General features: G+C 72.3%; 22 protein-coding genes and 1 pseudogene. 15 read left to right on the forward strand and 8 right to left on the reverse strand.

Going from position 1 to position 26,658, the window contains the following annotated elements; genetic code table 11:
- The 8 genes and pseudogenes from JGS39_RS02160 to JGS39_RS02195 form a co-directional block, all read left to right on the forward strand.
- A pseudogene (locus JGS39_RS02160) lies at positions 1-204 on the forward strand (protein phosphatase 2C domain-containing protein); the annotation flags it as partial.
- 114 nt (positions 205-318) lie between these two features.
- Positions 319-2,061: a pyruvate dehydrogenase gene (locus JGS39_RS02165; protein ID WP_219566935.1), complete on the forward strand. Its 1,743-nt coding sequence runs from the start codon at positions 319-321 to the stop codon at positions 2,059-2,061.
- A gap of 89 nt (positions 2,062-2,150) precedes the next feature.
- Positions 2,151-3,326, forward strand: coding sequence for an NAD(P)/FAD-dependent oxidoreductase (locus JGS39_RS02170; protein WP_219566937.1), 1,176 nt, complete (start codon positions 2,151-2,153; stop codon positions 3,324-3,326).
- An 81-nt stretch (positions 3,327-3,407) separates the two neighbouring features.
- Positions 3,408-3,746, forward strand: a complete 339-nt coding sequence (locus tag JGS39_RS02175) for a (2Fe-2S)-binding protein (protein WP_219566939.1) — start codon at positions 3,408-3,410, stop codon at positions 3,744-3,746.
- A complete protein-coding gene (locus JGS39_RS02180) occupies positions 3,727-5,181 on the forward strand; it encodes an FAD/NAD(P)-dependent oxidoreductase (RefSeq protein WP_219566941.1) in 1,455 nt (484 codons plus the stop codon). Before JGS39_RS02175 ends, JGS39_RS02180 begins: the two co-directional genes overlap by 20 nt.
- 64 nt (positions 5,182-5,245) lie before the next feature.
- The gene (locus tag JGS39_RS02185) at positions 5,246-6,154 is read left to right on the forward strand and encodes a dihydrodipicolinate synthase family protein (RefSeq protein ID WP_219566943.1); all 909 of its coding nucleotides are present in this window, start codon (positions 5,246-5,248) and stop codon (positions 6,152-6,154) included.
- 84 nt (positions 6,155-6,238) lie between these two features.
- A complete protein-coding gene (locus JGS39_RS02190; protein ID WP_219566945.1) occupies positions 6,239-7,240 on the forward strand; it encodes a proline racemase family protein in 1,002 nt (333 codons plus the stop codon).
- Positions 7,241-7,330: 90 nt separating this feature from the next.
- Positions 7,331-7,999, forward strand: coding sequence for a GntR family transcriptional regulator (locus JGS39_RS02195; protein ID WP_219566946.1), 669 nt, complete (start codon positions 7,331-7,333; stop codon positions 7,997-7,999).
- A 49-nt stretch (positions 8,000-8,048) separates the two neighbouring features.
- Here the strand turns inward: JGS39_RS02195 and JGS39_RS02200 are convergent, their stop codons facing one another.
- On the reverse strand, positions 8,049-9,515 hold the full coding sequence (locus JGS39_RS02200) for an aminopeptidase P family protein (protein WP_308120129.1): 1,467 nt from the start codon (positions 9,513-9,515) through the stop codon (positions 8,049-8,051).
- A 247-nt stretch (positions 9,516-9,762) separates the two neighbouring features.
- On the opposite strand from JGS39_RS02200, the gene JGS39_RS02205 reads away from it, so the two are divergent.
- Positions 9,763-12,150, forward strand: coding sequence for a M9 family metallopeptidase (locus JGS39_RS02205; RefSeq protein WP_219566948.1), 2,388 nt, complete (start codon positions 9,763-9,765; stop codon positions 12,148-12,150).
- Positions 12,151-12,195: 45 nt separating this feature from the next.
- On the opposite strand, the gene JGS39_RS02210 is transcribed toward JGS39_RS02205, so the two are convergent.
- From JGS39_RS02210 to JGS39_RS02220, 3 genes are all read right to left on the reverse strand, one after another.
- The gene (locus tag JGS39_RS02210) at positions 12,196-12,585 is read right to left on the reverse strand and encodes a barstar family protein (protein WP_219566949.1); all 390 of its coding nucleotides are present in this window, start codon (positions 12,583-12,585) and stop codon (positions 12,196-12,198) included.
- Positions 12,586-12,683: 98 nt separating this feature from the next.
- Positions 12,684-13,076, reverse strand: a complete 393-nt coding sequence (locus tag JGS39_RS02215) for a guanyl-specific ribonuclease (RefSeq protein WP_219566950.1) — start codon at positions 13,074-13,076, stop codon at positions 12,684-12,686.
- 112 nt (positions 13,077-13,188) lie between these two features.
- Positions 13,189-14,274 (reverse strand): helix-turn-helix domain-containing protein, encoded by a 1,086-nt coding sequence (locus JGS39_RS02220; RefSeq protein ID WP_219566951.1) that lies wholly within the window; start codon positions 14,272-14,274, stop codon positions 13,189-13,191.
- A 100-nt stretch (positions 14,275-14,374) separates the two neighbouring features.
- Between JGS39_RS02220 and JGS39_RS02225 the strand changes: the two genes are divergently transcribed.
- Both JGS39_RS02225 and JGS39_RS02230 read left to right on the forward strand, forming a co-directional pair.
- Positions 14,375-15,667 carry an MFS transporter gene (locus JGS39_RS02225; protein WP_236062941.1) on the forward strand — a complete coding sequence of 431 codons (1,293 nt, stop codon included), beginning with the start codon at positions 14,375-14,377 and terminating at the stop codon, positions 15,665-15,667.
- Between the two features lie 262 nt (positions 15,668-15,929).
- Positions 15,930-16,328: an ATP-binding protein gene (locus JGS39_RS02230; protein WP_219566952.1), complete on the forward strand. Its 399-nt coding sequence runs from the start codon at positions 15,930-15,932 to the stop codon at positions 16,326-16,328.
- Positions 16,329-16,382: 54 nt separating this feature from the next.
- On the opposite strand, the gene JGS39_RS02235 is transcribed toward JGS39_RS02230, so the two are convergent.
- Both JGS39_RS02235 and JGS39_RS02240 read right to left on the reverse strand, forming a co-directional pair.
- Positions 16,383-17,462: a DUF2637 domain-containing protein gene (locus JGS39_RS02235; protein WP_219566953.1), complete on the reverse strand. Its 1,080-nt coding sequence runs from the start codon at positions 17,460-17,462 to the stop codon at positions 16,383-16,385.
- Between the two features lie 226 nt (positions 17,463-17,688).
- Positions 17,689-18,537, reverse strand: a complete 849-nt coding sequence (locus JGS39_RS02240; RefSeq protein WP_219566954.1) for a (2Fe-2S)-binding protein — start codon at positions 18,535-18,537, stop codon at positions 17,689-17,691.
- Positions 18,538-18,683: 146 nt separating this feature from the next.
- Here JGS39_RS02240 and JGS39_RS02245 point away from each other — a divergent pair, with 146 nt between their 5' ends.
- Positions 18,684-19,445: a GntR family transcriptional regulator gene (locus JGS39_RS02245; RefSeq protein ID WP_219566955.1), complete on the forward strand. Its 762-nt coding sequence runs from the start codon at positions 18,684-18,686 to the stop codon at positions 19,443-19,445.
- A 164-nt stretch (positions 19,446-19,609) separates the two neighbouring features.
- Here JGS39_RS02245 and JGS39_RS02250 read toward each other — a convergent pair whose 3' ends face one another.
- Positions 19,610-20,395, reverse strand: a complete 786-nt coding sequence (locus tag JGS39_RS02250) for a hypothetical protein (RefSeq protein WP_219566956.1) — start codon at positions 20,393-20,395, stop codon at positions 19,610-19,612.
- Positions 20,396-20,601: 206 nt separating this feature from the next.
- A complete protein-coding gene (locus tag JGS39_RS02255; RefSeq protein WP_219566957.1) occupies positions 20,602-22,326 on the reverse strand; it encodes a PucR family transcriptional regulator in 1,725 nt (574 codons plus the stop codon).
- A gap of 257 nt (positions 22,327-22,583) precedes the next feature.
- Between JGS39_RS02255 and JGS39_RS02260 the strand changes: the two genes are divergently transcribed.
- The 3 genes from JGS39_RS02260 (at position 22,584) to pucD (ending at position 26,630) form a co-directional block, all read left to right on the forward strand.
- Positions 22,584-23,474 carry an FAD binding domain-containing protein gene (locus JGS39_RS02260; protein WP_219566958.1) on the forward strand — a complete coding sequence of 297 codons (891 nt, stop codon included), beginning with the start codon at positions 22,584-22,586 and terminating at the stop codon, positions 23,472-23,474.
- 2 nt (positions 23,475-23,476) lie between these two features.
- Positions 23,477-24,070, forward strand: coding sequence for a (2Fe-2S)-binding protein (locus tag JGS39_RS02265; protein ID WP_219566959.1), 594 nt, complete (start codon positions 23,477-23,479; stop codon positions 24,068-24,070).
- A gap of 175 nt (positions 24,071-24,245) precedes the next feature.
- Entirely contained in the window at positions 24,246-26,630 is a 2,385-nt protein-coding gene (gene pucD, locus JGS39_RS02270; RefSeq protein ID WP_219566960.1) for a xanthine dehydrogenase subunit D, read from the forward strand.
- The last annotated feature ends 28 nt before the right edge of the window (positions 26,631-26,658 follow it).

Below are 26,658 nucleotides of genomic sequence, written 5' to 3' on the forward strand. Positions count from 1 at the left end.
GTCGCCCGGCCGGGCGACACCCTGCTGCTGTGCAGCCCGGGCCTTGCAGAGCCGTTGCGCGGCGAACCGGCCCTCGCCGCGGAACTCGCCGAGCGCTGGACTCCGGCCGGTGCGCCCGGCCTCGGCTCGTTCCTGGCCGACACCCAGCTGCGGGTGAAGGGGTACGCCGACGACCGGACGGCGGTCGGCGTCTGGGAGGCGTAACCGCACGGGTCATGGGTTGATGGACTCCGGAGAACCCGTCCGGCGGGGGTTTCGCGCCCCGGAGATCCGGACAGCCGATCGTGCACGGAGCACAGGCAGAGGGAGTGCGCACTCATGGCCAAGCAGAACGTGTCGGAGCAGTTCGTCGACATCCTCGCCCGGGCGGGCGTCAAACGCCTGTACGGGGTGGTCGGCGACAGCCTCAACCCGGTCGTCGACGCGATCCGCCGCAATCCCGCCATGGACTGGGTCCAGGTGCGGCACGAGGAGACGGCCGCGTTCGCCGCCGGTGCCGAGGCGCAGATCACCGGCGAACTTGCGGCCTGCGCCGGGTCGTGCGGACCCGGCAACCTGCACCTCATCAACGGCCTCTACGACGCCCACCGCTCCATGGCCCCCGTCCTCGCGCTCGCCTCGCACATCCCGTCGGGCGAGATCGGCCTCGGCTACTTCCAGGAGACCCATCCCGAGCTGCTCTTCCAGGAGTGCAGCCACTACAACGAGATGATCTCCAACCCGCAGCAGATGCCGCGGCTGCTGCAGACGGCGATCCAGCACGCGATCGGCCGGGGCGGTGTCGCCGTCGTCTCGATGCCGGGCGACGTGGCCTCCCAGCCCGCGCCGGAGAAGTCCGTCGAGCACGCCCTGGTCACCTCGCGGCCCTCCGTGCGCCCCGGCGACGGGGAGATCGAGAAGCTGTGCCGGATGGTCGACGAGGCCAAACGGGTGACGCTGTTCTGCGGCAGCGGCACAGCGGGCGCGCACGCCGAGGTGATGGAGTTCGCCGAGCGGGTGAAGGCCCCGGTGGGCCACGCGCTGCGCGGCAAGGAGTGGATCCAGTACGACAACCCGTACGACGTCGGCATGAGCGGGCTGCTCGGCTACGGCGCCGCGTACGAGGCTACGAACGAGTGCGATCTGCTGATCCTGCTCGGCACGGACTTCCCGTACAACGCCTTCCTCCCCACCGACGTGAAGATCGTCCAGGTCGATGTGCGCCCCGAGCACCTGGGCCGCCGCTCCAAGCTCGATCTCGCGGTCTGGGGCGATGTCCGCGAGACGCTGCGCTGTCTGACGCCGCGGGTGAAGGCCAAGAGCGACCGCAAGTTCCTCGACCGGATGCTCAAGAAGCACGCGGACGCGCTGGAGGGTGTGATCAGCGCGTACACCCGCAAGGTCGACAAGCACGTTCCGATCCATCCGGAGTACGTGGCCTCGGTACTGGACGAACTCGCGGATGAGGACGCGGTGTTCACCGTCGACACCGGCATGTGCAATGTCTGGGCGGCCCGCTATCTGACGCCGAACGGCAAGCGCAGGGTGATCGGTTCGTTCAGCCACGGCTCGATGGCGAACGCGCTGCCACAGGCCATCGGCGCCCAGTTCACCGACCGGAACCGGCAGGTCGTGTCGATGTCCGGGGACGGCGGATTCACCATGCTGATGGGGGACTTCCTGACCCTCGTCCAGTACGACCTGCCGGTGAAGGTCGTGCTGTTCAACAACTCCTCGCTGGGCATGGTCGAACTGGAGATGCTGGTCGCGGGGCTGCCGTCGTTCGGTACGACCAACAAGAACCCGGACTTCGCGGCCGTCGCACGGGCCTCGGGGGCGTACGGCGTTCGCGTCGAGAAACCCAAGCAGCTGGAGGGCGCCCTCAAGGACGCCTTCAAACACAAGGGCCCGGCGCTCGTCGACATCGTCACCGACCCGAACGCGCTCTCCATCCCGCCGAAGATCAGCGCGGACATGGTGACCGGCTTCGCGCTCTCCGCCGGCAAGATCGTGCTGGACGGCGGCGTGGGCAGGATGGTGCAGATGGCCCGGTCCAACCTGCGCAACGTGCCCCGTCCGTAGACCGGCGGTCCAGCGCATCTGACAGGGCGTCAAAGGAAGGTCTTTGACGCCCTCTTGGCGGCCACAGAGCAATGTGACATATTACTGCCGTGTTCACGAGACAGCCTTTGGATGTGGTCGTGGTCGGTGCCGGAGTGGTCGGTGCCGCCTGCGCGTACTACGCCGCCCGGTCCGGACTTGTCGTCGCGGTGGTGGACAGCGGACCGGTCGCCGGCGGCACCACCGGAGCGGGGGAGGGCAACCTCCTGGTCTCCGACAAGGTGCCCGGCCCGGAGCTGGATCTTGCGCTCCTGTCCGCCGCACTCTGGCGTGAGCTGGCCCAAGTGCTGCCCCACGCGATCGAGTTCGAGCAGAAGGGCGGCCTGGTCGTCGCGGCGAGCCCCGAGTCGCTGGCCACCCTGACCGCGACCGCCTCCGGGCAGCTGGCGGCAGGGGTCCGGGCCACCTCGGTGGCCGCGGACGAACTGGGTTCGCTGGAACCGCACTTGGCGCCCGGGCTCGCCGGGGGCTTCCTCTATCCGCAGGATGCCCAGGTCCAGCCCGCCCTGGCGGCGGCCCACCTCGTCCGAGCCGCCCGCGATGCCGGAGCGAGCCTCCACCCCGGGCAGGCGGTCACGGCCGTGCTGACCGGACCGACGGGCGCGGTGCGCGGCGTACGGACAGGAGCGGGTGATCTGCTCGCCCCGGTGGTGGTCAACGCGACGGGCGTACGGGGCGGTGAACTGGCGGCCCTGGCGGGCGTGGAGCTGCCCGTGCTTCCCCGGCGCGGCTTCGTCCTGGTGACCGAGCCGCTGCCCCGGCTGATCCGGCACAAGGTGTACGCGGCGGAGTACGTGGCCGACGTGTCCAGCGCATCGGCCGCCCTGCAGACCTCACCCGTGGTGGAGGGCACCCAGGCAGGTCCGGTTCTCATCGGCGCCAGCCGTGAACGGGTGGGATTCGACCGCACGTTGTCCGTTCCCGTGGTCAGCAGGCTGGCCACGGCGGCGGCTGCGCTCTTCCCGGTACTGGCCGATGCACGGGTACTGCGGACCTACCACGGCTTCCGCCCCTACCTGCCCGACCACCTCCCCGCGATCGGACCCGACCGCCGGGTGCCCGGCCTCTTCCACGCCTGCGGTCACGAGGGCGCGGGCATCGGACTCGCACCCGCCACCGCCGTGCTGGTCACCGCCGCGATCCGGGGAGAGGAACCCGCGCTTGACCCGGAGCCGTTCCGCCCGGACCGGTTCGACGCGGCGTCCCGGACCGGTCACGGCAGCTGAGGCCGCCGCCGTGACGCCGCACCCCCCGAGATGCCCGCTGACGGTCCGGACCGACCGGCCGCCGACTGAGCAGGAGCCCTGGTGAGACGTCCCCGCATACGCACGGCCGGACGGACCCCGGCCGCCCTGGCCGGAGCCGTTCCCGGCCCCGCATTCGAGATCACCTTCGACGGTCGACCGGTCCGGGCCCTGCCCGGACAGAGCATCGCGGCCGCCCTCTGGGCCGCCTCCGTCCTCACCTGGCGCACCACCCGGGTGAACGGACGCCCGCGGGGCGCCTTCTGCGGGATCGGGTCCTGCTTCGACTGCCTGGCCACCGTCAACGGGCAGCCCAACCGGCGCGCCTGCCTGCTCCCCGCCCGTCCCGGCGACGTCGTCACCTCGCAGGAAGGGGACGGACATGCCGGCCTCGTCCGCTGAGCAGCCCGCCGCCCGGCCGGAGCGCACCGAACTCGCGGTCGTGGGCGCCGGTCCCGCCGGTCTTGCCGCCGCCGTCACCGCGGCCGACGGCGGACTCGACGTGGTCCTGCTGGACGCCGCCGACGCACCGGGCGGCCAGTACTACCGGGCTCCCGCGCCCGGCCTCGGCGCCACCCGCCCCGAGGCGCTGCACCACGGCTGGGCGGAGTTCGCCGCCCTCGTCGCGCGGCTCGGCCGGCACCGCACCGCGGGCCGGATCCGCCACCTCACCGGACACCACGTCTGGGCCGTCGAGCGGAGCGGGGCGGACTGGACACTGCACGCGGTCACCGGACCCGACGGACGCGACGGGGCCACCACCCTCGACGCACGCCGCCTGCTGATCGCGACCGGCTCGGTCGAGCGCCAACTCCCCTTCCCCGGCTGGACCCTGCCGGGTGTCGTCGGAGCGGCCGGGGCGCAGGCCATGCTGAAGTCGGGCCTGGTGCTGCCGGGCCGCCGCATCGTCGTCGCCGGCAGCGGACCACTGCTGCAGGCCGTCGCCGTCTCCCTCGCCAGGGCGGGCGCCCGCGTCCCCGCCCTGGTGGAGGCCTCCGGCTACGGGGCGTACGGACGGGCGCCACTGGTGCTGGCCGGCAACCCCGGCCGGCTCGCGGAAGGCGCCCGCCACGGCGCCGCGCTGGCCCGCCACCGGATCCGGCCGCTGACGCACCGGGCGGTCACCGCCGTGCACGGCACCGACCGGGTGGAGGGCGTCACGGTCAGCCGGCTGGACCGCGAGTGGCGCCCGCTGCCCGGGACCGGGCGCCGCATCGACTGCGACGTCCTGGCCGTCGGGCACGGTCTGGTGCCCCAGCTCGACCTCGCGGTGGGGATCGGCTGCGCCACCCGGTGCGGCGCGGACGGTTCGGCCGCGCTGGAGCTCGACGACGGGCTGCGCACCACCGTGCCCGGAGTCTGGGCCGCCGGCGAGACCGGGGGCATCGGCGGTGTCCGCCTCGCCCTGACCGAGGGCGAACTGGCCGCCCGCTCCGTGATCGCGGACGCCCGCGGCGGCCCGGGTACGGCCCGCGCCGCGGCGCTGTGCCGGTCCCGGCGCCGGATGCGCGCGTTCGCCGAACTCATGGGCGCCGTGCACCGGCCCGGGCCGGGCTGGACCGACTGGACGGCGGCCGACACCGAGGTCTGCCGGTGCGAGGAGGTCACCACCGGCGCGATCCGCACCGCCGTCGCGGAACTCGGTGCCGGGGACAGCCGCACGGTCAAGCTCCTCACCCGGGCCGGAATGGGCTGGTGCCAGGGCCGGACGTGCGGATTCGCCGTGCGGGAACTCGCCGGCTGCGCCGCGGACGCCGGGGCCCCCGACCGCCGGCCGCTCGCCTGCCCGGTCCCCCTGTCCGTACTCGCCCGTGCCGACCGTCCCGAGGACGCGTGAGCACGACAGACGCGCCGGCGCCATCGCCGCCCTCTTCCTTCGCCCCACCTCTCAAGGAGCCTTCATGAACACGAACACGCCCGCACGCACCAGTCCCTGGCGGGGCGTCATGGTCGCCACGCCGCTCACCCTGGGCGAGGACCGGTCCATCGACTTCGACGCGTACGCCGCCCATGTGCGCGACCTCGTCGCCGCGGGCTGCGACGGGGTGGTGCCCAACGGCTCACTGGGGGAGTACCAGACGCTCACGGACCAGGAGCGCGACCAGGTCGTGCGCGTCGCCGTCGAGGCGGCCGGGGACGGAGCCAGGGTGATGCCCGGCGTCTCCGCGTACGACAGCACCCAGTCGCGGCGCCGCGCGGAGCAGGCGGCCGAGGCCGGCGCCGGCTCCGTCCTGCTGCTGCCGCCCAACGGATACGCCTGCGACGACGCGGCGGTCCGCGCGCACTACGCGGAGGTCGCCTCGGCGGGCCTGCCGGTCGTCGCGTACAACAACCCGTACGACACGAAGGTGGACCTGACCCCGCGGCTGCTCGCCCAGCTCCACGCGGAGGGTTCCGTCGTCGCCGTCAAGGAGTTCAGCGGGGACGTCCGCAGGGCCTACGAGATCGCCGAGGAGGCGCCGGGGCTCGACCTCCTGATCGGCGCCGACGACGTGCTGCTGGAGCTCGCGCTCGCCGGAGCCGTCGGCTGGATCGCAGGGTGCCCCAACATGCTGCCCGCCGGCTGTGTCGCCCTGTACCGGGCCGCCGTGTCCGGGGACCTGGAGACGGCGCTGCCGCTGTACCGGCGGCTGCACCCGCTGCTGCGCTGGGACTCCAAGCCGGAGTTCGTCCAGGCCATCAAGGCGTCGATGGACATCGTCGGCCGGCACGGCGGCCCCACCCGGCCGCCGCGCACGCCGCTGGACGCGGCCTCCCTGGCCGCCGTGCGCGCGGCCACCGAGAAGGCCCTCGCCGAGGGCCTCGGCTGAACCTCCCGCACCACCCATCGCCACAGCAGACACCGGCCGGTCCGGAACGTGGTCCCGGACCGGCCGGACGACCGAGGGGGACCCTTGCGCACGCGTCACATCTTCCACGCCGTCGACTCGCACACCGAGGGCATGCCGACCCGGGTGATCACCGGCGGCATCGGCACGCTGCCCGGCGCCACCATGGCCGAGCGCCGCGCCCACTTCATGGCGCACCGGGACACGGTGCGCACCCTGCTGATGTACGAGCCGCGCGGCCATGCCGCCATGAGCGGGGCCGTGCTCCAGCCGCCGACGCGCCCCGACGCCGACTTCGGGGTCCTGTTCATGGAGGTCTCCGGCTGTCTGCCGATGTGCGGGCACGGCACCATCGGGGTGGCCACCGTCCTGGTGGAGACCGGCATGGTGGAGGTCACCGAACCGGTCACCACCGTGCGGCTGGACACCCCCGCCGGGCTGGTGAGCGTCGACGTCCGGGTGGAGGACGGCGCCGCCACCTCCGTCACGCTCACCAACGTGCCGGCCTTCAGCGCCGGACTCGGGCTCACGGCGAAGGTCCCCGGCCACGGCACCGTGCCGTACGACCTCGCGTACGGAGGCAACTTCTACGCGATGGTCCACCTGGACGACCTGGGTCTGCCGTTCGACCGGTCCCGCAAGGACGAGCTGCTGGCCGCCGGGCTCGCCCTGATGGACGCGGTCAACGCCACCGACCGCCCGGTCCACCCCCTCGACCCCGCCATACACGGGCTCAAGCACGTCCAGCTGATCGCCCCCGGCTCGGACGCCGTCCGTTCCCGGCACGCCATGGCCATCCACCCCGGCTGGTTCGACCGCTCGCCGTGCGGCACCGGTACCTCGGCGCGCATGGCCCAGCTGCACGCGCGCGGCGAACTGGCCCTGGACACCGACTTCGTCAACGAGTCCTTCATCGGTACGGAGTTCACCGGCCGGCTCGTCGCCGAGACGACCGTGGGACCGCTGCCCGCCGTCGTGCCCACCGTCACGGGCCGTGCCTGGATCACCGGGACCGCACAGTACTTCCTCGACCCGGCCGACCCGTTCCCCGAGGGGTTCCTGCTGTGACGCGTCGAGTCCGGGGTGGACAACGTCGCATCCGGGGCGGACAACGTCACATTGTATTCTTGGGCTCCGCACGGTCCTGGAGGAGCAGACATGGCCCGCCTGACATCGCTCAACGTGATCTCGGCGCAGGAGCATCTGCGCGACCAGGTGGCGCACGCGCTGCGGGCGGCGCTCATCTCCGGCGAACTGAAGCCCGGCACCGTCTACTCGGCGCCCGCGCTCGCCTCCGAGTTCGGGGTCTCCGCGACGCCCGTCCGTGAGGCGATGCTCGACCTGGCCCGGGAGGGCCTGGTCGAGGCCGTCCGCAACAAGGGCTTCCGGATCACCGAACTCACCGAGCAGGACCTCGACGACTTCACCGAACTCCGCGCCATGATCGAGGTCCCCACCGTGGGCCGGATCGCCCGGATGGGCCTCACACAGGAGTTGGAGGCGCTGCGGCCCGTCGCGCTGGAGATCGTCGAGGCCGCGCGGCGCCACGACATCCTGGGGTACCTGGAGGCGGACCGCCGCTTCCACCTCGCCCTGCTGGCGCTGGCCGGGAATCGCCGGCTGGTCGAGGAGGTCGGTGAACTGCGCAAGCGTTCCCGGCTGTTCGGGCTGAACCGCCTTGCCGAGTCGGGCCAGTTGATCGCCTCCGCGCAGGAGCACGTACAGCTGCTGGACCTGGTGGTCGCCGGGGACGCGCCGGGGGCCGAGGCCTGCATGCTCGCCCATATGTCGCACGTCCGCTCGCTGTGGGCCGAGGAGAAGCCCTGAGCCGTGCGAACGCCGCCACCCTCTGCCCGGAGTGGCGGCCTTCGCGCGCTCAGCCGTCCAGCAGTCCCGCCATCCAGGCCTCGACGCCGTCCGGTGTGCGGGGGAGCGCGGACGACATGAGGCGGGCGCCGTCCCCGGTGATCACGAGGTCGTCCTCGATCCTGACGCCGTTGCCCCGGAGCGAACGCGGCAGCGTCTCGTCGTCCGGCCGGAGGTAGAGCCCCGGCCCCACGGTCAGGACCTGCCCCGCCTCCAGGACCCCGTCCGGGTAGATGCCGGCGCGGGCCCGCGCGCAGTCGTGCACGTCCATGCCGAGCATGTGGCCGCTGCCGCACAGGGTGTAGCGGCGGTGGAGACCGTTCTCGGGGGTGAGCGACTCGTCCGCGGGGACCGGCAGTACGCCCCAGTCGTGCAGGCCCTCGGCGATGACCCGCATCGCGGCCTCGTGGAAGTCGTGGAAGCGGGCGCCCGGCCGTAGTGCGGCGATCCCCGCGTCCTGTGCGGCCAGCACCAGTTCGTACACCGTGCGCTGGACGGGGGTGAAGGTGCCGGACAGCGGGATCGTGCGGGTGATGTCGGCCGTGTAGAGGGAGTCGGTCGCCACGCCCGCGTCCAGCAGCAGCAACCGGCCGCGCTCCAGCGGGCCGTCGTTGCGGGTCCGGCGCAGCACGCACGCGTGGTCGCCGGCGGCCGCGACGGTCGGAAACCCGGGGCCGTGTCCTTCGAGCCGGGCCCGCAGTCCGAAGACTCCCTCCACCCGGCGCTCTCCCCGTGGGCCGGCCATCGCCTGCGGGAGGCAGCGGACGACGTCCTCGAATCCGGCGGTCGTCGCGTCGACGGCACGCTGCAACTGGCCCTGCTCCCATGAGTCCTTGACGAGTCTGAGCTCGTCGATCACCGCGTCGATCCCGGCAGGGGCGGACCGGACGGCGGGCATCCGGCGGGCGTCCCCGAGCCAGATGTCGACGGACGGGTCCACGCCGGTGAGGACCCGGGTCGGGGGCTGGGTGCCCGTCAGGAGCTTTTCCCACGCGTCCCGGTGCTCGCAACGGATGCCGGTGAGTACGGCGGCCTCGGCCAGGCCCGGTCTGCGGCCCACCCAGAACTCCCCGTGCCCGCGGTCGCGGTGGAAGTCCTGGCCGCTGCGGGGCGAGCCGGGTCTCATGTACAGGACCGCCTCGTGGCGCGCGTCCCCGTCCGGTTCCAGGACCAGCACATGGCCGGCCTGGTCCTCGCCGGTGAGACCGGTGAGCCAGGCGTACGCGGTGTGCGGACGGAAGCGGTGGTCCGCGTCGAGGGACGCCACGGCGGGGGAGCCCGCCGGAACGACGAGCCGCTCGCCCGGGAACCGTGCGGCGACGCGGGCGCGGCGGGCCGGTGTGAGGGCGTGGGCGGGAACGCGGGCGTCGGCGGGGCGCCGGTCCCTGGCCCAGCCCGTACGCATGAAGGTGTCCAGGGCCGGGGACACCGGCAGGTCGTGGCTGCCGGTGGGCGGGCGAAGTCGGGGCTCGGTCACGAGCGGAACTCCTCGGGCTGAAGCGGAATCGCCCGCAAGCAGAGCGCCGCGGACGGGAGTTGGCGCGCAGATGAATGTGCGCCCAGCGCCTTCCAAAGAACATGTGACATGTGCCATTGTACAGACGGCCGCGGTTGAGGTCGTGCTCATGTCATGAGCTGCTCCACGGGCCTGCCCTCCGGCCCCGACCGCGCCATCCCCCACGCCGCGCACCGTCGCGCGGCACCACACCGCTGGGAGGCGGCACGTGAAGAACCGTACGGTTCGACAGAGATTCACCGGCTTGTCCACCGTGGCCCTGGCCGCCTGTCTGGGTGTCGGCATGCTCGCCGCACCGAGCCGGGCCGCCGAGCCCCGGCCCTCCACACCGGCCGCGGTCACCACGACCGCCGCCGCGGGCAAGGCCGTTGCTCCCGGGGCGCCCGAGCCGGGCGGCCCCGCCGCGCAGGCACTCACCGCGCCCGTCCAGGACCCCGGCCACATAGGCGGCACGGCCCTGAAGCCCGCAGACCGGGCACCGCAGACCGCGTCCAAGGACGCGCTGAAGCGCGACTACGACGACCCGCGTGCCACCGCGCCGAGCCACCCGGCCCCCTCGATGAGGGCCAAGGCCCGCTCCGCCGCGAAGGCCGCCGGAATCGCCCCTGCCGCCGCCTGCTCCGTCGCCGACTTCACCAGCCGCACCGGCAGTGCCCTGGTGCAGCAGATCAAGTCGTCGACGACCGCCTGCGTCAACACCCTGTTCACGGTCAAGGGCAACGATGGCTACCTCGCCTTCCGTGAGGCGCAGATGGTCACCGTCGCCAACGCCCTGCGCGACGGATCGGCCGCGTACCCGGGTGACAGCAGCACCGGCATGCCCCAGCTGGTGCTGTTCCTCCGGGCCGGCTACTACGTGCAGTACTACGACCCCGCCACCGTCGGCGACTACGGCGACGCGCTCCGCACCGCCATCCAGGGCGGGCTCGACGCCTTCTTCGGCTCCGCGCACGCCTACGACGTCACGGACGCCAACGGGGAGACCCTGTCCGAAGCCGTCGTCCTCATCGACAGCGCCGTGCAGAACGCCCGCTACCTCAACGTCGTCAAGCGCCTGCTCGCCGACTACGACTCCTCGTACGACAGCTCCTGGTACATGCTGAACGCCGTCAACAGCGTCTACACGGTGACCTTCCGGGGTCATCAGGTGCCCGAGTTCGTCAGCGCCGTCCAGGCCGACCCGAGCCTGCTCGACTCGCTCGCCGGCTTCGCCCGCGACCACCTCGGCCTGCTGGGCACGGACCGCTCCTACCTGACCTCCAACGCCGGGCGCGAGCTCGGGCGTTTCCTCCAGGAGGAGTCGCTGCGGCCCAAGGCGCGCCCGCTCGTCATCGACCTGCTCGGCCGCACCTCCCTGACCGGGCCCACCGCACCGCTCTGGGTCGGACTCGCCGAGATGACCGACTACTACGACCGGGCCAACTGCACCGCGTACAACACCTGCGACCTGGCGGCACGCATCAAGAGCGCCGTCCTTCCGGTCGCGTACACCTGTAGCGACAGCATCCGCATCCTCGCCCAGCAGATGTCCTCGTCCGACCTCTCGGCGGCCTGCACCAGCCTGAAGGGCCAGGACGCCTACTTCCACGGGATCGCCCGCGACAGCGGACCGGTCGCCAACGACAGGAACACCACCATCGAGGTGGTCGTCTTCGATTCGAGCACCGACTACCAGACCTACGCCGGGGCCATCTACGGCATCGACACCAACAACGGCGGCATGTACCTGGAGGGCGACCCGGCAGTGGCCGGCAACCAGCCGCGCTTCATCGCGTACGAGGCCGAATGGGTGCGCCCCGACTTCCAGATCTGGAACCTCAACCACGAGTACACGCACTACCTCGACGGCCGGTTCAACATGTCCGGCGACTTCGAGGACGGCCTCACCACGCCGACCATCTGGTGGGTCGAGGGCTTCGCGGAGTACGTCTCCTACTCCTACCGTGACGTGACCTACGACGACGCCGTCACCCAGGCCGCCGCACACACCTACACCCTGCGCTCCCTGTTCGACACCACCTACGAGAACGCCGACCAGACGCGCATCTACAACTGGGGCTACCTGGCCGTCCGTTACATGCTCCAGTCGCACCGTGCCGATGTGGACACGCTCCTGGGCCGCTACCGCGGCGGCGACTGGAACGGCGCCCGCACCCTGCTCACCTCCACCATCGGCAGCCGCTACGACGCCGACTGGAACTCCTGGCTGACGGCGTGCGCGGCCGGCAGCTGTGGCACCACCACCAACCCGCCGACCGAGCCGACGGCCGAGTGCACCGGGAGTGACGTCCGGGAACTGGGCGAGGACTGTGCCCGGAGCGGACGGCAGGCCACCCGGGGCAACTACTCCTACCTGTACCTCTACGTGCCCGCCGGGACCACCCGGCTCACCATCACCACGAGCGGCGGTACGGGCGACGCCGACCTCTACTACAACGCCAACGGCTGGGCCACCACGGGCGCCTACACCTCACGGTCGACCGGCAGTGGCAACGCCCACACGCTGACGGTCGACAACCCGGCGGCAGGAGCGAACTACATCAGCCTCTACGCCGTGCAGGACTTCGGCGGGGTGAAGATCTCCACCCAGTACTGACCGGTCTCCGGGGGCCACGGACGCGGCCGGCCGCATCCGTGGCCCTCAGAGCAGTCGCAGGGTGCCGGGGGCCGTCTCCTCCCGGATGATCTCCAGCAGCCGGTCGAAGAGCGTCGGCCCCCGGCCGGCCTCCGCCTGCGCCAGTTCCTCGCGCAGCCGCGGCAGGTTGCTCGTGTGGGCACGGCCGGACAGGCCGCGGAGAAAGCGCGCGGTCTCGTCGTGGGACAGAGCGCGTGCGGACAGGGCGTGGTCCCGCCACTCGATGACGAAGTCGCCGTCGTCCGGCGTGCCCATCCCGCCTCTCAGACAGTCCGCGAAGGAGTCGAGGCCCCGGCCGAAGCAGCCGCCAGGACCGTTCACCGCCTCGCCGATCACGTCCCAGAAACGCTCCAGGCCGGTGACCTCGGAGCCGTCGATGACATAGGTCACGGTCATGGGGTGAGCGTACAAGTACCTCGCTCCGGTGATCCGCGCCGCAGGTGGGGGGTCGGGGCCGAAAGGCCCTGCGGCGCGGACCGGACCGGGGGTGCGGCTCAGCAGTCGTGGTCGACGAGGTCGAACGTCTCGTAGTGGTCGGCGGTGTAGTAGTCCTCCTGGACCTCCTCGCCCGTGACGATGCGTCGCGCGCCGCGGGTCGGGGAGCCGGGGGTGATCACGGTGTACTCGTGGTAGTACCCGGTGCTCTGTCCGGGCAGGACGCCTTCACGGTTCTGGAAGACGGTCCCGTCCTGGTCGTACGGGAAGGGGCCGCCGGCGTCGATGAGGTCGAGGGTGTCGTGGGCCTGGGACGGCAGCGCGGAGTAACAGACGCTGCCGACCGAGGTGGTGGCGGCGGTCGCGGTCGCCGTGACCGGGCCGCCGACGAAGAGGACGGACAGGAGGGCGGCGACGCCGCCGAGCGTGGTGATCCGTGGGGGGATTCGCATAACCACCATGATGACGCGCGTAGATACCCTCCCGTCAACGCCAACAAGAGTGAATTTTCCTGGAGTTAACCGAGGAGACGGCACACAACACGTCGCGGCGGACCGAAGCCGCTCAGCGCATGACGGCCGACAGCAGGTCCGTACCCAGCGCCGTCATCGCGGACAGGTCGAGGGTGTGGTGCACGTAGCGGCCGCGCCGCCGGGCCGTGAGCAGACCGGCGTGGCGCAGCACGGCGAGGTGGCGGGACACCTCCGGGGGCGAGAGTTCCCAGGCGTGGGCCAGTTCGCCGGTGGTGTGCGGGCCGCGGGCCAGGGTGCGCAGCAGCCGCAGCCGTACCGGATGCGCGAGTGCCGTCAGCCGTAGCGTGACGGTCTCCAGCGGTACCGGCTCGGCCGGGCTCGGCTCGGCCACGGGGTACTGCACCACCGGCTGCCACCCCGGCGCGTGGACCACCACGAGGTGCGGGCGGCCGAAGACGCTGGGGAGGAACGTGGTCCCGGCGCCATGGGCGGCGGTCGCGTTGTCCTGCAGCTTGTCCACGGTGATGCTGTCGCCGTCCGGGGCCAGGGTGACCGCGTCGGAGACCGACGCGAGTGCCGCCCCGAGGCCCTGGTGCTTCAGCAGGTCGTTCTTCAGCCGCAGGTCGGTGGCGATGCGCACGGCGACGCCCGCCCAGGCGGCGTCGAAGAAGGCGTCGGCGCACTGTTCGAGGGTACGGCGCACCCGTGCCCGTACGGCGGCCGGATCCGAGAGCAGCCGTTCCGCGAAGGCCTCCTGGAGCGGGCCGCGCGCCTGGGCCAGGTCCAGGGCGCGCTCGCGTGCGGTCGCGTCGGCAAGCGGCGACGGCGCACCGAAGCGGACCCGGTTGCTGCCGCACGTGGTGACGAGCGCGGACCTCACATACGTCTCGTCGTCGATCCGGTCCACGTCGTCCAGTTCCTCGGCGAGGGTCGGCCGTGGACGGGCGGGGACCAGGAAATCGGCTCGTGAGGAACGCCAGAGGAACTCCGCCTCCCCGAGCCGCTCGGCCAGCTCCGGCCGCAGCCCTGCCCGGACGTCCCCGGCCCAGCCGGCGAGTCCCGGATGATGCCCGGGCTCGGCCAGCACGTGCAGCATCGCGGTCAGTTCGGCCAGCGGGGAGGCGGCGAACCGCAGTCGCTCCGACGGCAGGCCGCTGATGTCGATCCTCAACGTCACCCCCTCATCATCGCCGACCCGGCGGCCGGGGACGGCGTCGGTTGACGATGTCCGTCAACCGACGTGCCCGGCCAGGCGGTTCGAACCGACCGTTGGCGCCATGGCAACCACCACCAAGCTCCAGCCGCGCGCCCTCGTCAGGGCCTCCGGAGGCCCCCGCTATGCCGTCGCCCTGGCGGTGGACGCGCTCGGCACCGGCCTGCTGCGGCCCTTTCTGCTGCTCTACGGGGTGACCGTGCTGAGGCTGTCCGCGCCCGCCACCGGCATCGCCATGACAGTCGGCGTCGTCGTGGGTCTGGTGTGCATGCCCGCGGTCGGCCACTGGCTGGACCGGGGCGCACGCAGCACGGTCGTGGCGGCGTCGATGCTGGTGCGAGTGCTGGGCGTGGCGCTGCTGTTGGCCACCCCGGCGGGAGACGTCCGGCTCTTCGCGGCGGCGGCACTCTTCCTCGGCATCGGCAACCAGGCGTGGCCGGCCGCCCACGCGGCTCTCGTGGCCACCCTCGCCCACGGCCGGGAACGCGACGCCGCTCTCGCGGCGGGCCGCGCCCTGCGCAACGCCGGCCTGGGCACCGGCGCGCTCCTCGCCACCGCATGCCTGGCAGGCGGCACCACCGCCTTGCAGGCGCTGGCAGCCGTGACGGGGCTCGCCTATCTGGCCGCGGCGGCTCTGGCGTGGTCCGTTCACGTGCACGCCCGGCCGGCCGCTGCCACGGCCGAGGAGAGGGACGACGGGCCGCCGCCCCGCATGCGCGTGCTGCTGGCCGCCAACGTGATCTACGTCTTCTGCCTCAACGTCCCCGAAATCGCGCTGCCCCTGGTCCTCGTGACCCAGTTGCACGCGTCCCCGATGTGGTCGGCGGCCATCTTCGTGGCGAACACGGTGCTGGTGGTCACCCTCCAGGTCCCGGTCACCGTCCTGATGTCCCGCTTCCCCCGCCGTTGTGTGCTGGCCCTTTCAGGCGTGGTGCTCGCCGCGTCCTACCTCGGCTTCCTCGCGGCCACCTCACTGGGACTCGGCTGGAGCGCCCCGGCCGTCGCCGCGGTGTCCGTGGTCTGCACCATCGGCGAGATCATCTACGCCGGCAGCGCCGTCGCGCTCGTCACGGCCCTCGCCCCGGCCCGCGTCCTGGGACGCACTCTCGCGCGCTTCCAGCTCTCCACGGGCTTCGGCCTCGCTGTCTCCCCGGCCGCCATCACCGCTCTCGCGCCCCACGGCCCGGCCGCCCTCTGGGGCAGCCTCGCTGCTGCGACGCTCCTGTCCGCGTCCGCCGTGGCCACCGAGAAGGACCGGGGCGGGGCTCAGCGGCCGGAGCCGGCGGACGCGAGGAGGCTCGCTCGGCCGGCCGCCGCCTACGGCGCAGGCACGAAGGAGCGGCCGGCGTCCTCCTGACGCGCGGTCAAGGGCAGACGGAGTGCCACCCGGACAGGCTGGGTGCGCCTGTCCGGCTACGCCTACAACTCCTGTCCGCACGAGGCGTGGGCCGCTGCTGCAAGCCTGCCTGAGCTCCGCACGACAGCGGCCCGCCCTCTCCGCCCGTCCGGCATTCCTGTCCCGTGGCCCGCAGTAAGCGTGACTGCCCGTAGGCGGGGCATGCATTGCGTGAGCACCTTCGAAGAACAGGGGGCGATTCACTGTGTGTGCGGGGGAAACGATGGAGCGTCAGGAACTGGCCCGGCTGCATCGCAGAGTCGGCCGCGCCGATGTGGCGGCCGTATCGGAAGTGCGAGGGGCCGTAAGGGAGTTACTGCGATATCGATGGAGGGATGAGCCCGCGCAGGTGGCCGAGCTGCTGCTCAGCGAGCTGGTGACCAACGCGCTGGTCCACACGGACGACGGAGCGGTCGTCGCTGTGAGCGTGGCACCGCAGAGGCTGCGCGTGGAGGTACGGGACTTCGTCCCGGACATGCCCGTTTCGCACGTACCGGACGCCGACGACGGTACGCACGGCAGGGGACTCGTCCTGGTGGAGAGCCTCGCGGACTCCTGGGGGATCAGCTCCCACCCGCTGGGCAAAATGGTCTGGTTCGAACTGGACGGCGAACGGCCCTGACGATCCGCTCGGATCGTCAGGGCCGTGTATCCCGCAGGTCCGTCTGCCGCCACATCAGCCGAACTGCTGCTCCAGATCCTTCAGTTTCTGCTCCAGCGAGTCGAGCCGGGGCAGTGCCTGGGTGTCGTCGTCGACAGTGAGGTCGACCGTTCTCGGATCAGTCGCGTTCAGTTCCGGTACGTCCCTCGATTTCGGGCCGTTCACGGCTTGCAGGGATGGTCGGGGTCGCAGGGGCAGCTGACCCGGCTCGGATATGGCGGGCTCCGCGACGGACTGCGCGGAGCCCGTCGCGGGGGCGATGGCCTGGACGTCGACCTGGGCGCCGCCCCGGCCGACTCGTGCCCAGGCCCGGTTCTGCCGGTTCAGGGCCTTGATCTGCGCCCGGTCCAGCTTCTCCTGGTCCCTCCTGCGGAGACGGTTCTGCTCCTTCTCCCGGCGGTCCTCGCGTACCTCGTCGACCGCTTCGTCCAGCGTGCGTACGCCTTCGAGCAGCATCAGCGACCAGGCGCCGAAGGTCTCCCTGGGCGCGCGCAGCCACCGTACGATCCGGATCTGCGGCAGCGGGCGGGGCACCAGGCCCTGCTCGCGCAGCGCGGCCACCCGGGTCTGCTTCAGTGCCCGGTCGAAGAGCACTGCCGCCGAGAGCGACATGCCCGCGAAGAAGTGCGGAGCACCCGCGTGGTTCAGTCCGCGAGGCGCGTGCACCCAGTTGAACCAGGCGGCGGCACCGGCGAAGGTCCACACCAGCAGGCGTGAGCCGAGCGCCGCGTCGCCGTGGCTGGCCTCGCGCACGGCGAGCACGGAGCAGAACATCGCCGCCCCGTCGAGGCCGAACGGCACCAGGTACTCCCAGCCTCCGGAGAGGCCGAGGTTCTGCTCGCCGAAGCCGACGAGTCCGTGGAAGGAGAGCGCGGCGGCGACCGCCGCGCAGCAGAACAGCAGTACGTACGACGCGGTGGCGTAGAGCGTTTCCTTGCGTCTGCGGCGTTCCTCGCTGCGTTCCCAGGAGTCGTCGGCCGCGGATGTGTCAGAGGCGCGCTTGCCGCGCGCGACCACCGCCACCGCCGCCATGACCCCCGCCAGCAATACGGCAGCCGGAAGCAGCCAGTCAAGCGATATGTCGGTCAGTCTCATGCACGGTCCCTTGCGTTGCGATAGGGCGTTTCGGCCGCCATCGTGCCGGGGTTTTCCTCGCGTTCAGGCGGTTTCGGGGCAAGAGAACGCCAATGGGGTGGCAGAGTCGACCGATTACCGTGATCTGGTCGAATACCCGTATGTCGCAGTCGAGTTGCGTTCGATTTACGCCACCCTTGCGGGCGGTGTGGGCCAGGAGCCGCCCGACCCCGATCCGCCGCACGGATCAGGGGGCGGGCGTCAGTTTCCGGACCCGGTCCGCATCGCAGGTGCGCGGGCAGGTGACACAGGTGTCCTCGGGCCGCAGCGTGTAGAACATGCAGCAGCTCGCCCGGTCCCGGGTGGGCAGCGACTCGCCGTCCGGTCCGGTCAGTTCGCGGAAGCCCGCGGTGCCGACGTACGGCTTCGTGGTGCCCGGCAGGAGCGCCTCCAGCTCGGCCATCGCGCGCCGCTCCTCACCGAGGAGATGGGCGATGTACCAGAGGCCCTCGACGATCTCGTCCGTGGCCATTCCCCACAGGGCCCGCTTGCCGCGCCGCATCCGCGGGCCGAAGCCGTCGAGCACCGGGCCGAGGTGTTCGGCCACGGACGCGAGCACCTCGGCGCGCAGCGCCGCCTCGTCCGCCACCACGCGCGCGCCGGGCAGCTCCGCCGCCGGATCGCCGGGCAGGCAGGCGAATTCCCTCACCCGTACGGTCAGATGGCCCAGCGCTCGCTGGAAGGAGACGTCCTCGACCGGGATCCGGGGCACCCGGCGGTGCAGAAACCACGGCACCGTCACCAGCAGACAGGCCGGCCAGGCGTACCGGTGCAGTCCGAAACCGGCGATCACATCGGGCCGGGCCCGCTGCCCGTAGTCCCGCAGCACCTGCGCCTCGTCCCAGGCGAGGAAGGCGTCGAGTCCGCTTCCCCCGGCCGCGAGCTCGTGGGCACCCACCCAGCCGGCGCCGCCGGGGGAAGGCTCGGCGTCGTCGAGCGCCTCGGCGCGCAGACCGGGAAAGACCTCGGCCAGGCGCGCGTAAGCGTCCGTGACCGCCGAGGTCGTCGTGCCCGGAAGGAGAGTGGGAAGGGTCATGCAGGGACCACCGAATCGCGATCGTTTGCAGGTAAGCCTTACCTTACCCGACGCGATCGATGTTTGAACTGCAGCCTCCTCCGCCTATCGTGCATAGGAGGCGCCGCGCCCGCGAGCCGCGCCCGCGACCGGCCGAGGAGGTATCCGTGGAGCAGGGCAGAGCCCGTGACGACGTGTGGGCACCGCATGCGTCCGCCGCATCCATGTCCGCCTCCTCGTCCCTCCGGGTGCCCGAACAGGCCCGCGGCGAGCACACCCACAGCGAGGCACCCGCTCCCCGGGCCGCGGTGCAGCGGCACTCCGTACGCGGTCAGATCCTGGACGCCCTGCGCGCCGCCCTCGTCGACGGCGAGCTGGTCCCCGGGCAGGTCTACTCCGCCCCGGCGCTCGGCGCCCGCTTCGGGGTCTCCGCCACCCCCGTGCGCGAGGCCATGCAGCAGCTGGCCGTGGAAGGTGCCGTCGAGGTGGTGCCGAACCGCGGCTTCCGGGTCGCCGAGCGCGGTCCGGGCGAGCTGGCCGAGCTGGCCGAGGTGCGGGCGCTGCTCGAAGTCCCCGTCATGCTGCGGCTGGCCCGCACCGTCCCGCCGGCGAGCTGGTGCGCCCTGCGCCCGCTGGCCGAGGCCACCGTCGCGTCGGCGGCCGTCGGCGACCGGGCGAGCTACGCGGAGGCCGACCGGGCCTTCCACGGAGCGGTGCTCACGCTGGCGGGCAACGCCCAGCTGGTGATGGTGGCCGACGAACTGCACCGCCGCTCGCAGTGGCCCCTGGAGGGCAACCCCGTCACCCGCCGCGCCGACCTGCTGGCGGACGCGGCCGAACACACGGCCCTGCTGGACGCGCTGATCGCCCAGGACCTGGCCGTCGTGCAGTCTCTTGTACGGGAACACTTCGCGGGCTCCGGCGGCTGAACGGACCCGGGTTCCGGTGGCCGGCATCGGGCTTGGCGGCGGCCACCGGAACCGGTGGCCGGCAGCGAGCCGGGTGGCCGCCCCGGGTCCGCCGGCTGAGCGAGGTTCCGGTGGCCGGCATCGGTCCGCGGACGTCGATGCCGCCCCCGGACCGCCCGCCGGCGTCAGTTCGCCCCGACGGTCTCCGGACCCGGCGGGTCCAGATGCGGCGCCAGCCACGTCGGTACGCCGCCCAGCAGCCGGAACAGCCGGCCCGCCTCGGCACGCAGCCTGGTGGCGGCCTCCGGCTCCGGTTCGGCGTCCGCCATCGCGATGAGCGCGGGAGCCGTACCGACCAGATAGCCCAGCTCCTCCCTTATCCGCAGGGACTCCGAGAAGCCGTGCCTGGCCTCCGCCAGCTCGCCCTCGCGCAGGGCGATCAGGGCCAGATGGCGCCAGGTGGAGGAGAGCAGCAGTGCGTCACCCTGTGCGGTGGCGCCCGCGTGGGCCCTTCGGTACGCGGCGCGGGCGGCCTGGGGCGAGTCGGCGATGTTCTGCGCGATCAGGCCCCGCCGGAAGTCGAGGAGGGGGCGGCCCGCTGCGGCAGGCGCCAGAAGCGCCGCGGCGCGGCTCAGCGCCACCCGCGCCTCGTCGGCCCGGTCCCGTACGCCGAGCAGGGTCGAGGCGTAGGCGAGATAGCCGCGCTCGCAGGCGGCGGCCCCCCGCTCGGCGTCGTCCTGGGCCATGGCCTCGGAGATACGCAGCGCGTCCTCGGCCTCGGTCCAGCCCTGTCCGGTGTAGAGACACCGCTCGGTCAGCAGCGCCGTGCGCTGGAGCGCCGCTGCCGGGTCGGTGGCGGCGTCGTGTTCGAGCAGTGCCGCGGCGTCCGTCCAGCAGGCGCGTGACCGCAGCCGCCATACCGCTGTCTGGAGCGGCGGATCGTCATCTGCTGTCGTTCCGGAACCAGACATGGCGGTATCCGCCACATTGCCCTCCCCGAGCGCGCCATCGAGCTGTGGAGAACGTCCGGCCATGGAGCGCCGGATGCTCTGAGTCTGGCCGCATCACAGCACGGAATGGCACGCCGGGCCAAGAGGTCGAGGCAATGTCAGGTGAAACTTTTCACAATCGGCGGGACCTCGCAGTAACCCCGCGGGAGCCCCGTGGCCCCCGGGATTCAGCTCATGCGCAGGGCGAGGAAGAAATCGAGCTTGTCCTCGAGCCGCGAAAGGTCACGCCCCGTCAACTGCTCGATCCGCCCGACGCGGTAGCGCAGCGTGTTGACGTGGAGGTGCAGCCGGGCCGCGCAGCGGGTCCACGAACCGTCGCAGTCCAGGAACGCCTCCAAGGTCGGGATGAGTTCGGCGCGGTGCCGCCGGTCGTAGTCGCGCAGCGGGTCGAGCAGCCGTGCGGTGAACGCGCGACGGACGTCGTCGGGCACGAACGGCAGCAGCAGCACGTGCGAGGCCAGCTCGTGGTGGCCGGCCGCGCAGACCCGTCCCGGCCGGGCCGCCGCCACCCGGCGGGCGTGCCGGGCCTCCTCCAGGGCGCCGCGCAGCCCCTCGGGGGAGTGCACCGAGGCGCTGACACCCAGTGTCAGACGGCCGTCGTCGGCAAGGCCCGCGGAGAGCGGCGCGCGTACGGCGGCGAGCAGGGCGTCGGCGTGCAGCGCCGGGTCCTGCGCCGGGGCCTCCCCGTCTTCGGCCCCGTCCGCCTCCGGCCGGGCATCGGACAGGGCGGGCAGCGGTACGAGCGCGATGGCCTCGTCACCCGTGTGGGCGACCGCGATCCGGTCGGCCGAATCCGGACCGGTCACCGCCGGGTCGACCAGGATCTCCTCCAGCAGCGCCTGGGCGACCGGGCCGCCCGCGATCCCGGAGCCCGCACCGCCGGGCGCGTCCGCCGCGTCCCACTCGACCCGGGCCACCACCACCTGCCAGTGCGGTGCGGTGCCGACGCCGGGCAGCAGGACCGGGGCGGCCACCCGCAGCCTGGCGGCGATCTCGGTGGGCGGGGCGCCCGCCTGGACGAGCTCCAGAACCTCCTGGGCGAGCCTGCGGCGCACCGTACGGGCCGCGTCGCGCCGGTCCCGTTCCACCGCGATCAGCTGGGTGACGCCCTGGAGCAGGTCGAGCCGGGCGGCCGGCCAGTCGCCCGCGTCGGCCTCGACGGCCAGCAGCCAGTCGGAAAGCACCGACTCCCGCACATCGCGGGAGGCCGGCACGGCGCCCCGGCCGTTGTTGCGGATCGGGAAGAGCGAATACGTCACCCCGTCGACGGTGACCCGGTGCGGGGCACGCCGGCCGGAGCGCACCGCGGCCAGGTGCAGCCCGGCCAGCTCCGCACCCGTCGGCCCGGACAGCGGCGCACCCGCGCCCGCGATCTGCCGGCCGGTGGGTGAGAGCACCCAGGCGTGCAGGTCGAGGTCGGAGCCGAGCAGATCGAGGACCACCTCGGGGCCGCCGCCCGCGGGCCCCGATGTCATCAGCCTGCGGTGCCGGTCCACCACCGCGGCGAGGTCGCCCGCCCGCTCGCCGGACACCTGGCGGACCACATGCTCGGTGATCGTTGCGAACGCGACGGTCTCATGAACGGCGAAGAGCGGCAGCCGGTGGTGGCGGCACGCCTCGACCAGGTCGTCCGGGATGGCTCCGAGCTCCGCCTCGCCCGCCGCGAGGCCGGCGACCCCGGCCGCCGACAGGATCCGTACGAACGGCTCCGAGTCCTTCGCTTCCCGGTGCCAGGCCAGCCCGGTCAGCACCAGTTCGCCGCCCGTGAGGTAGCGGCTGGGGTCCTTCAGGTCGGTGGTCATCACGCCCCGGACCGACCGGTCCAGCTCCTCGTCGCCGCCGAGCAGCCGCAGGCCCAGCGCGTCGGTCTCCAGCAGTGCGCGCAGCCGCATCTCGTCGCCGCCGTTCTCATTCGTTGGTGCGGGTGAAAACTGGGTATTGCGGTGAGGTCACCGATCCCCGCCATTCGTTCGAATCTACAAGACGAGCGAGGAGACCAGCCAACTCCTTCATGGTTTCGGTGACTGCACCAGGTGGAGCAGTGCTTGTGTACTGAGTCACACACCGCGTGAACAAGACATGAACAGAGTCGAGGGCCGGCCGTCCCCCGCCCCAGCGAACCACCCGATTGAGAAGAAGAGAGCCACTCATGGACTTCCTTCGCCCCGCCAGCTGGGAGGAGGCGCTCGCCGCCAAGGCCGAGCACCCGACGGCTGTACCCATCGCGGGCGGCACCGATGTGATGGTCGAGATCAACTTCGACCACCGGCGGCCCGAGTACCTCCTGGACCTGAACCGCATCGGTGAGCTGTCCGAGTGGGAGGTGGGCCAGGAGAACGTGCGGCTCGGCGCCTCGGTCCCGTACAGCGCCATCATGGAGCACCTGCGGGCCGAGCTGCCCGGGCTGGCGCTCGCCTCGCACACCGTCGCCTCCCCGCAGATCCGCAACCGCGGCGGCGTCGGCGGCAACCTGGGCACCGCGTCGCCCGCCGGTGACGCCCACCCGGCACTGCTCGCCGCGGGCGCCGAGGTGGAGGCCGAGTCCGTCCGCGGAACCCGGCTGATCCCCATCGACGACTTCTACACCGGCGTCAAGCGCAACGCCCTGGAACCGGACGAGCTGATCCGGGCCGTGCACATCAAGAAGGCCGACGGGCCGCAGCAGTACTCCAAGGTCGGCACCCGCAACGCGATGGTCATCGCCGTCTGCGCCTTCGGTCTGGCCCTGCACCCCGAGACCCGCACCGTCCGCACCGGCATCGGATCCGCCGCCCCGACACCCGTACGGGCGAAGGAGGCCGAGGCCTTCCTGAACGCGGCGCTGGAGGAAGGCGGGTTCTGGGACAGCCGGACCATCATCACGCCCTCCGTCGCCAAGCAGTTCGCCACGCTCGCCGCGGGCGCCTGCAACCCGATCGACGACGTGCGCGGCACCGCGAGCTACCGCCGGCACGCGGTCGGGATCATGGCCCGCCGGACCCTCGGCTGGACCTGGGAGACGTACCGCGGCAACGGCCGCAGCACCGAAGGAGCTGCCTGATCATGCGCGTCAATTTCACGGTCAACGGCCGACGTCACGAGGCCGACGACGTGTGGGAGGGCGAGTCCCTCCTGTACGTCCTGCGCGAGCGGATGGGCCTGCCCGGCTCCAAGAACGCCTGTGAGCAGGGCGAGTGCGGCTCCTGCACGGTCCGCCTCGACGGGGTCCCGGTCTGCTCCTGCCTGGTCGCCGCCGGACAGGTAGAGGGCCGCGAGGTCGTCACCGTCGAAGGTCTCGCCGACTTCGCCGCCCACCGCTCCGAGGCCCACCCCGGCACCGGCTGCGCGTCGGGCGCCTGCGGCACCACGGTCGACCAGGCGCAGCGGTGGAAGGCCAAGCCGACCGGTGAGGAGACCCGCGACACCGGGGAGCTCTCCCCGATCCAGCAGGCGTTCATCGACGCCGGAGCCGTCCAGTGCGGCTTCTGCACCCCCGGACTGCTGGTCGCCGCCGACGAGCTCCTGGAGCGCAACCCGGAGCCGTCCGACGCGGACATCCGCGAGGCGCTCTCCGGCAACCTGTGCCGCTGCACCGGCTACGAGAAGATCCTCGACGCGGTCCGCCTCGCGGCCGCCCGCGCGGATGAAACGGTCTAGGTCCTGTCCGGAGTCCCGCCTCTACGCCCCGACGCCCGGCACGCACACCCGCCGCACGTGGTCGCAGGACAGGTGACTCCGCCACATGACCCACGACCACGCACACCGATCGCACCGACCGCCGCTGCGCCCGCGCTCCGCGCGGACGACGCGGGACTCCAGACAGGACCTAACGATGGGCGTTACCGGTTCCCCCACCAACATCAACCAGGGCACCCGCACCAAGGGCGGCATCGGCGAGTCCACGCTGCGCCCCGACGGGATCCTGAAGGTCACCGGCGAGTTCGCGTACTCCTCGGACATGTGGCACGAGGACATGCTCTGGGGCCACACCCTGCGCTCCACCGTCGCGCACGCCGAGATCGTCTCGATCGACACCTCCGAGGCGCTGGCCACCTCCGGCGTCTACGCCGTCCTCACCTACGACGACCTGCCTACCGCGGTGAAGAACTACGGCCTGGAGATCCAGGACACCCCCGTCCTGGCCCACGGCCGGGTCCGCCACCACGGCGAGCCGGTGGCACTCGTCGCCGCCGACCACCCGGAGACGGCACGCCGCGCCGCCGCGAAGATCAGGATCGACTACCGCGAGCTGCCGGTCGTCACCGACGAGGCCTCCGCGACCGCGCCCGGCGCACCCCTCCTCCACGAGGGCCGCGACGACCACCACATCGGGCACGTACCGCACCCCAACATCGTCCACCGCCAGCCGATCGTCCGCGGCGACGCGGAGGCCGCGAAGGCCCGCGCCGACGTGGTGGTCAGCGGCGAGTACGTCTTCGGCATGCAGGACCAGGCCTTCCTCGGTCCCGAGTCCGGTCTTGCCGTGCCCTCCGAGGACGGCGGCGTCGACCTGTACGTCGCCACCCAGTGGCTGCACTCCGACCTCCGCCAGATCGCCCCCGTCCTCGGCCTGCCCGAGGACAAGGTCCGCATGACGCTCTCCGGCGTAGGCGGCGCCTTCGGCGGCCGCGAGGACCTGTCGATGCAGATCCACGCCTGCCTGCTGGCGCTGCGCACCGGCAAGCCGGTGAAGATCGTCTACAACCGCTTCGAGTCCTTCTTCGGGCACGTCCACCGTCACCCCGCCAAGCTCTGGTACGAGCACGGCGCCACCCGCGACGGCAAGCTCACGCACATGAAGTGCCGCATCGTGCTCGACGGCGGCGCGTACGCCTCCGCCTCGCCGGCCGTGGTCGGCAACGCTTCCTCGCTCGCGGTGGGCCCGTACGTCATCGACGACGTCGACATCGAGGCGGTCGCGCTCTACACCAACAATCCGCCGTGCGGCGCGATGCGCGGCTTCGGGGCGGTCCAGGCCTGCTTCGCCTACGAGGCGCAGATGGACAAGGTCGCCGCCGAACTCGGCATGGACCCGGTCGAGTTCAGGCAGCTCAACGCCATGGAGCAGGGCACGCTGCTGCCGACCGGCCAGGTGGTCGACTCGCCCGCCCCGGTCGCCGAACTGCTGCGCCGGGTCAAGGCCAGGCCGCTGCCGCCCGAGCGCCAGTGGGAGAGCGCCGGCGAGCACCCCGACGTGCGCGCCCTGCCCGGTGGGCTCTCCAACACCACGCACGGCGAAGGTGTCGTGCGCGGGATCGGTTACGCGGTCGGCCTGAAGAACGTCGGCTTCTCCGAGGGCTTCGACGACTACTCCACCGCCCGGGTGCGCATGGAGGTCATCGGCGGCGAACCCGTCGCGACCGTCCACACCGCCATGGCGGAGGTCGGACAGGGCGGCGTCACCGTGCACGCCCAGATCGCCCGTACCGAACTGGGCGTCTCCCAGGTCACCATCCGCCCGGCCGACACCGCTGTCGGCTCGGCGGGCTCGACCTCCGCGTCCCGCCAGACCTACGTCACCGGCGGCGCCGTGAAGAACTCCTGCGAGGCCGTCCGGGAGCAGGTCCTGGAGATCGGCCGCCGCAAGTTCGGTACGTACCACCCCGCCTGGGCCACCGCCGAACTGCTCCTGGAGGGCGGCAAGGTCGTCACCGACGGCGGCGAGGTGCTCGCCGACCTGGCCGATGTGCTGGAGGACGAGGCGGTCGACGTCGAGCTGGAGTGGCGCCACCGGCCCACCGAGGCCTTCGACCTCCGTACCGGACAGGGCAACGGCCACGTCCAGTACTCCTTCGCCGCGCACCGCGCGGTCGTCGAGGTCGACACCGAGCTCGGCCTGGTCAAGGTCATCGAACTGGCCTGCGCCCAGGACGTCGGCAAGGCGCTCAACCCGCTCTCCGTCCTCGGCCAGATCCAGGGCGGCACGCTCCAGGGCATGGGCATCGCCGTCATGGAGGAGATCATCGTCGACCCGAAGACCGCGAAGGTACGCAACCCGTCCTTCACGGACTACCTCCTGCCCACCATCCTCGACACCCCGACCATCCCGGTCGACGTGCTCGAACTCGCCGACGACCACGCCCCGTACGGGCTCCGTGGCATCGGCGAGGCCCCCACCCTGTCGTCGACCCCGGCCGTCCTCGCGGCGATCCGGAACGCGACCGGGCTGGAGCTCAACCGGACCCCGGTCCGCCCGGAGCACCTCACCGGCACCTGACCGGCGCTCCGCCACAGCTCTCCGGGCG

It is taken from the genome of Streptomyces poriferorum (genome assembly GCF_019399235.1).
Classification (GTDB): domain Bacteria; phylum Actinomycetota; class Actinomycetes; order Streptomycetales; family Streptomycetaceae; genus Streptomyces; species Streptomyces poriferorum.

Excerpts from the sequence above, each read along its gene's own strand:
- JGS39_RS02165 (WP_219566935.1), top strand. The coding sequence starts at position 319 with ATGGCCAAGCAGAACGTGTCGGAGCAGTTCGTCGACATCCTCGCCCGG.
- JGS39_RS02180 (WP_219566941.1), top strand. The coding sequence starts at position 3,727 with ATGCCGGCCTCGTCCGCTGAGCAGCCCGCCGCCCGGCCGGAGCGCACC.
- JGS39_RS02185 (WP_219566943.1), top strand. The coding sequence starts at position 5,246 with ATGAACACGAACACGCCCGCACGCACCAGTCCCTGGCGGGGCGTCATG.
- JGS39_RS02195 (WP_219566946.1), top strand. The coding sequence starts at position 7,331 with ATGGCCCGCCTGACATCGCTCAACGTGATCTCGGCGCAGGAGCATCTG.
- JGS39_RS02210 (WP_219566949.1), bottom strand. The coding sequence starts at position 12,585 with ATGACCGTGACCTATGTCATCGACGGCTCCGAGGTCACCGGCCTGGAG.
- JGS39_RS02215 (WP_219566950.1), bottom strand. The coding sequence starts at position 13,076 with ATGCGAATCCCCCCACGGATCACCACGCTCGGCGGCGTCGCCGCCCTC.
- JGS39_RS02225 (WP_236062941.1), top strand. The coding sequence starts at position 14,375 with ATGGCAACCACCACCAAGCTCCAGCCGCGCGCCCTCGTCAGGGCCTCC.
- JGS39_RS02230 (WP_219566952.1), top strand. The coding sequence starts at position 15,930 with ATGGAGCGTCAGGAACTGGCCCGGCTGCATCGCAGAGTCGGCCGCGCC.
- JGS39_RS02235 (WP_219566953.1), bottom strand. The coding sequence starts at position 17,462 with ATGAGACTGACCGACATATCGCTTGACTGGCTGCTTCCGGCTGCCGTA.
- JGS39_RS02240 (WP_219566954.1), bottom strand. The coding sequence starts at position 18,537 with ATGACCCTTCCCACTCTCCTTCCGGGCACGACGACCTCGGCGGTCACG.
- JGS39_RS02250 (WP_219566956.1), bottom strand. The coding sequence starts at position 20,395 with ATGTCTGGTTCCGGAACGACAGCAGATGACGATCCGCCGCTCCAGACA.
- JGS39_RS02255 (WP_219566957.1), bottom strand. The coding sequence starts at position 22,326 with ATGCGGCTGCGCGCACTGCTGGAGACCGACGCGCTGGGCCTGCGGCTG.
- JGS39_RS02260 (WP_219566958.1), top strand. The coding sequence starts at position 22,584 with ATGGACTTCCTTCGCCCCGCCAGCTGGGAGGAGGCGCTCGCCGCCAAG.
- JGS39_RS02265 (WP_219566959.1), top strand. The coding sequence starts at position 23,477 with ATGCGCGTCAATTTCACGGTCAACGGCCGACGTCACGAGGCCGACGAC.
- pucD (WP_219566960.1), top strand. The coding sequence starts at position 24,246 with ATGGGCGTTACCGGTTCCCCCACCAACATCAACCAGGGCACCCGCACC.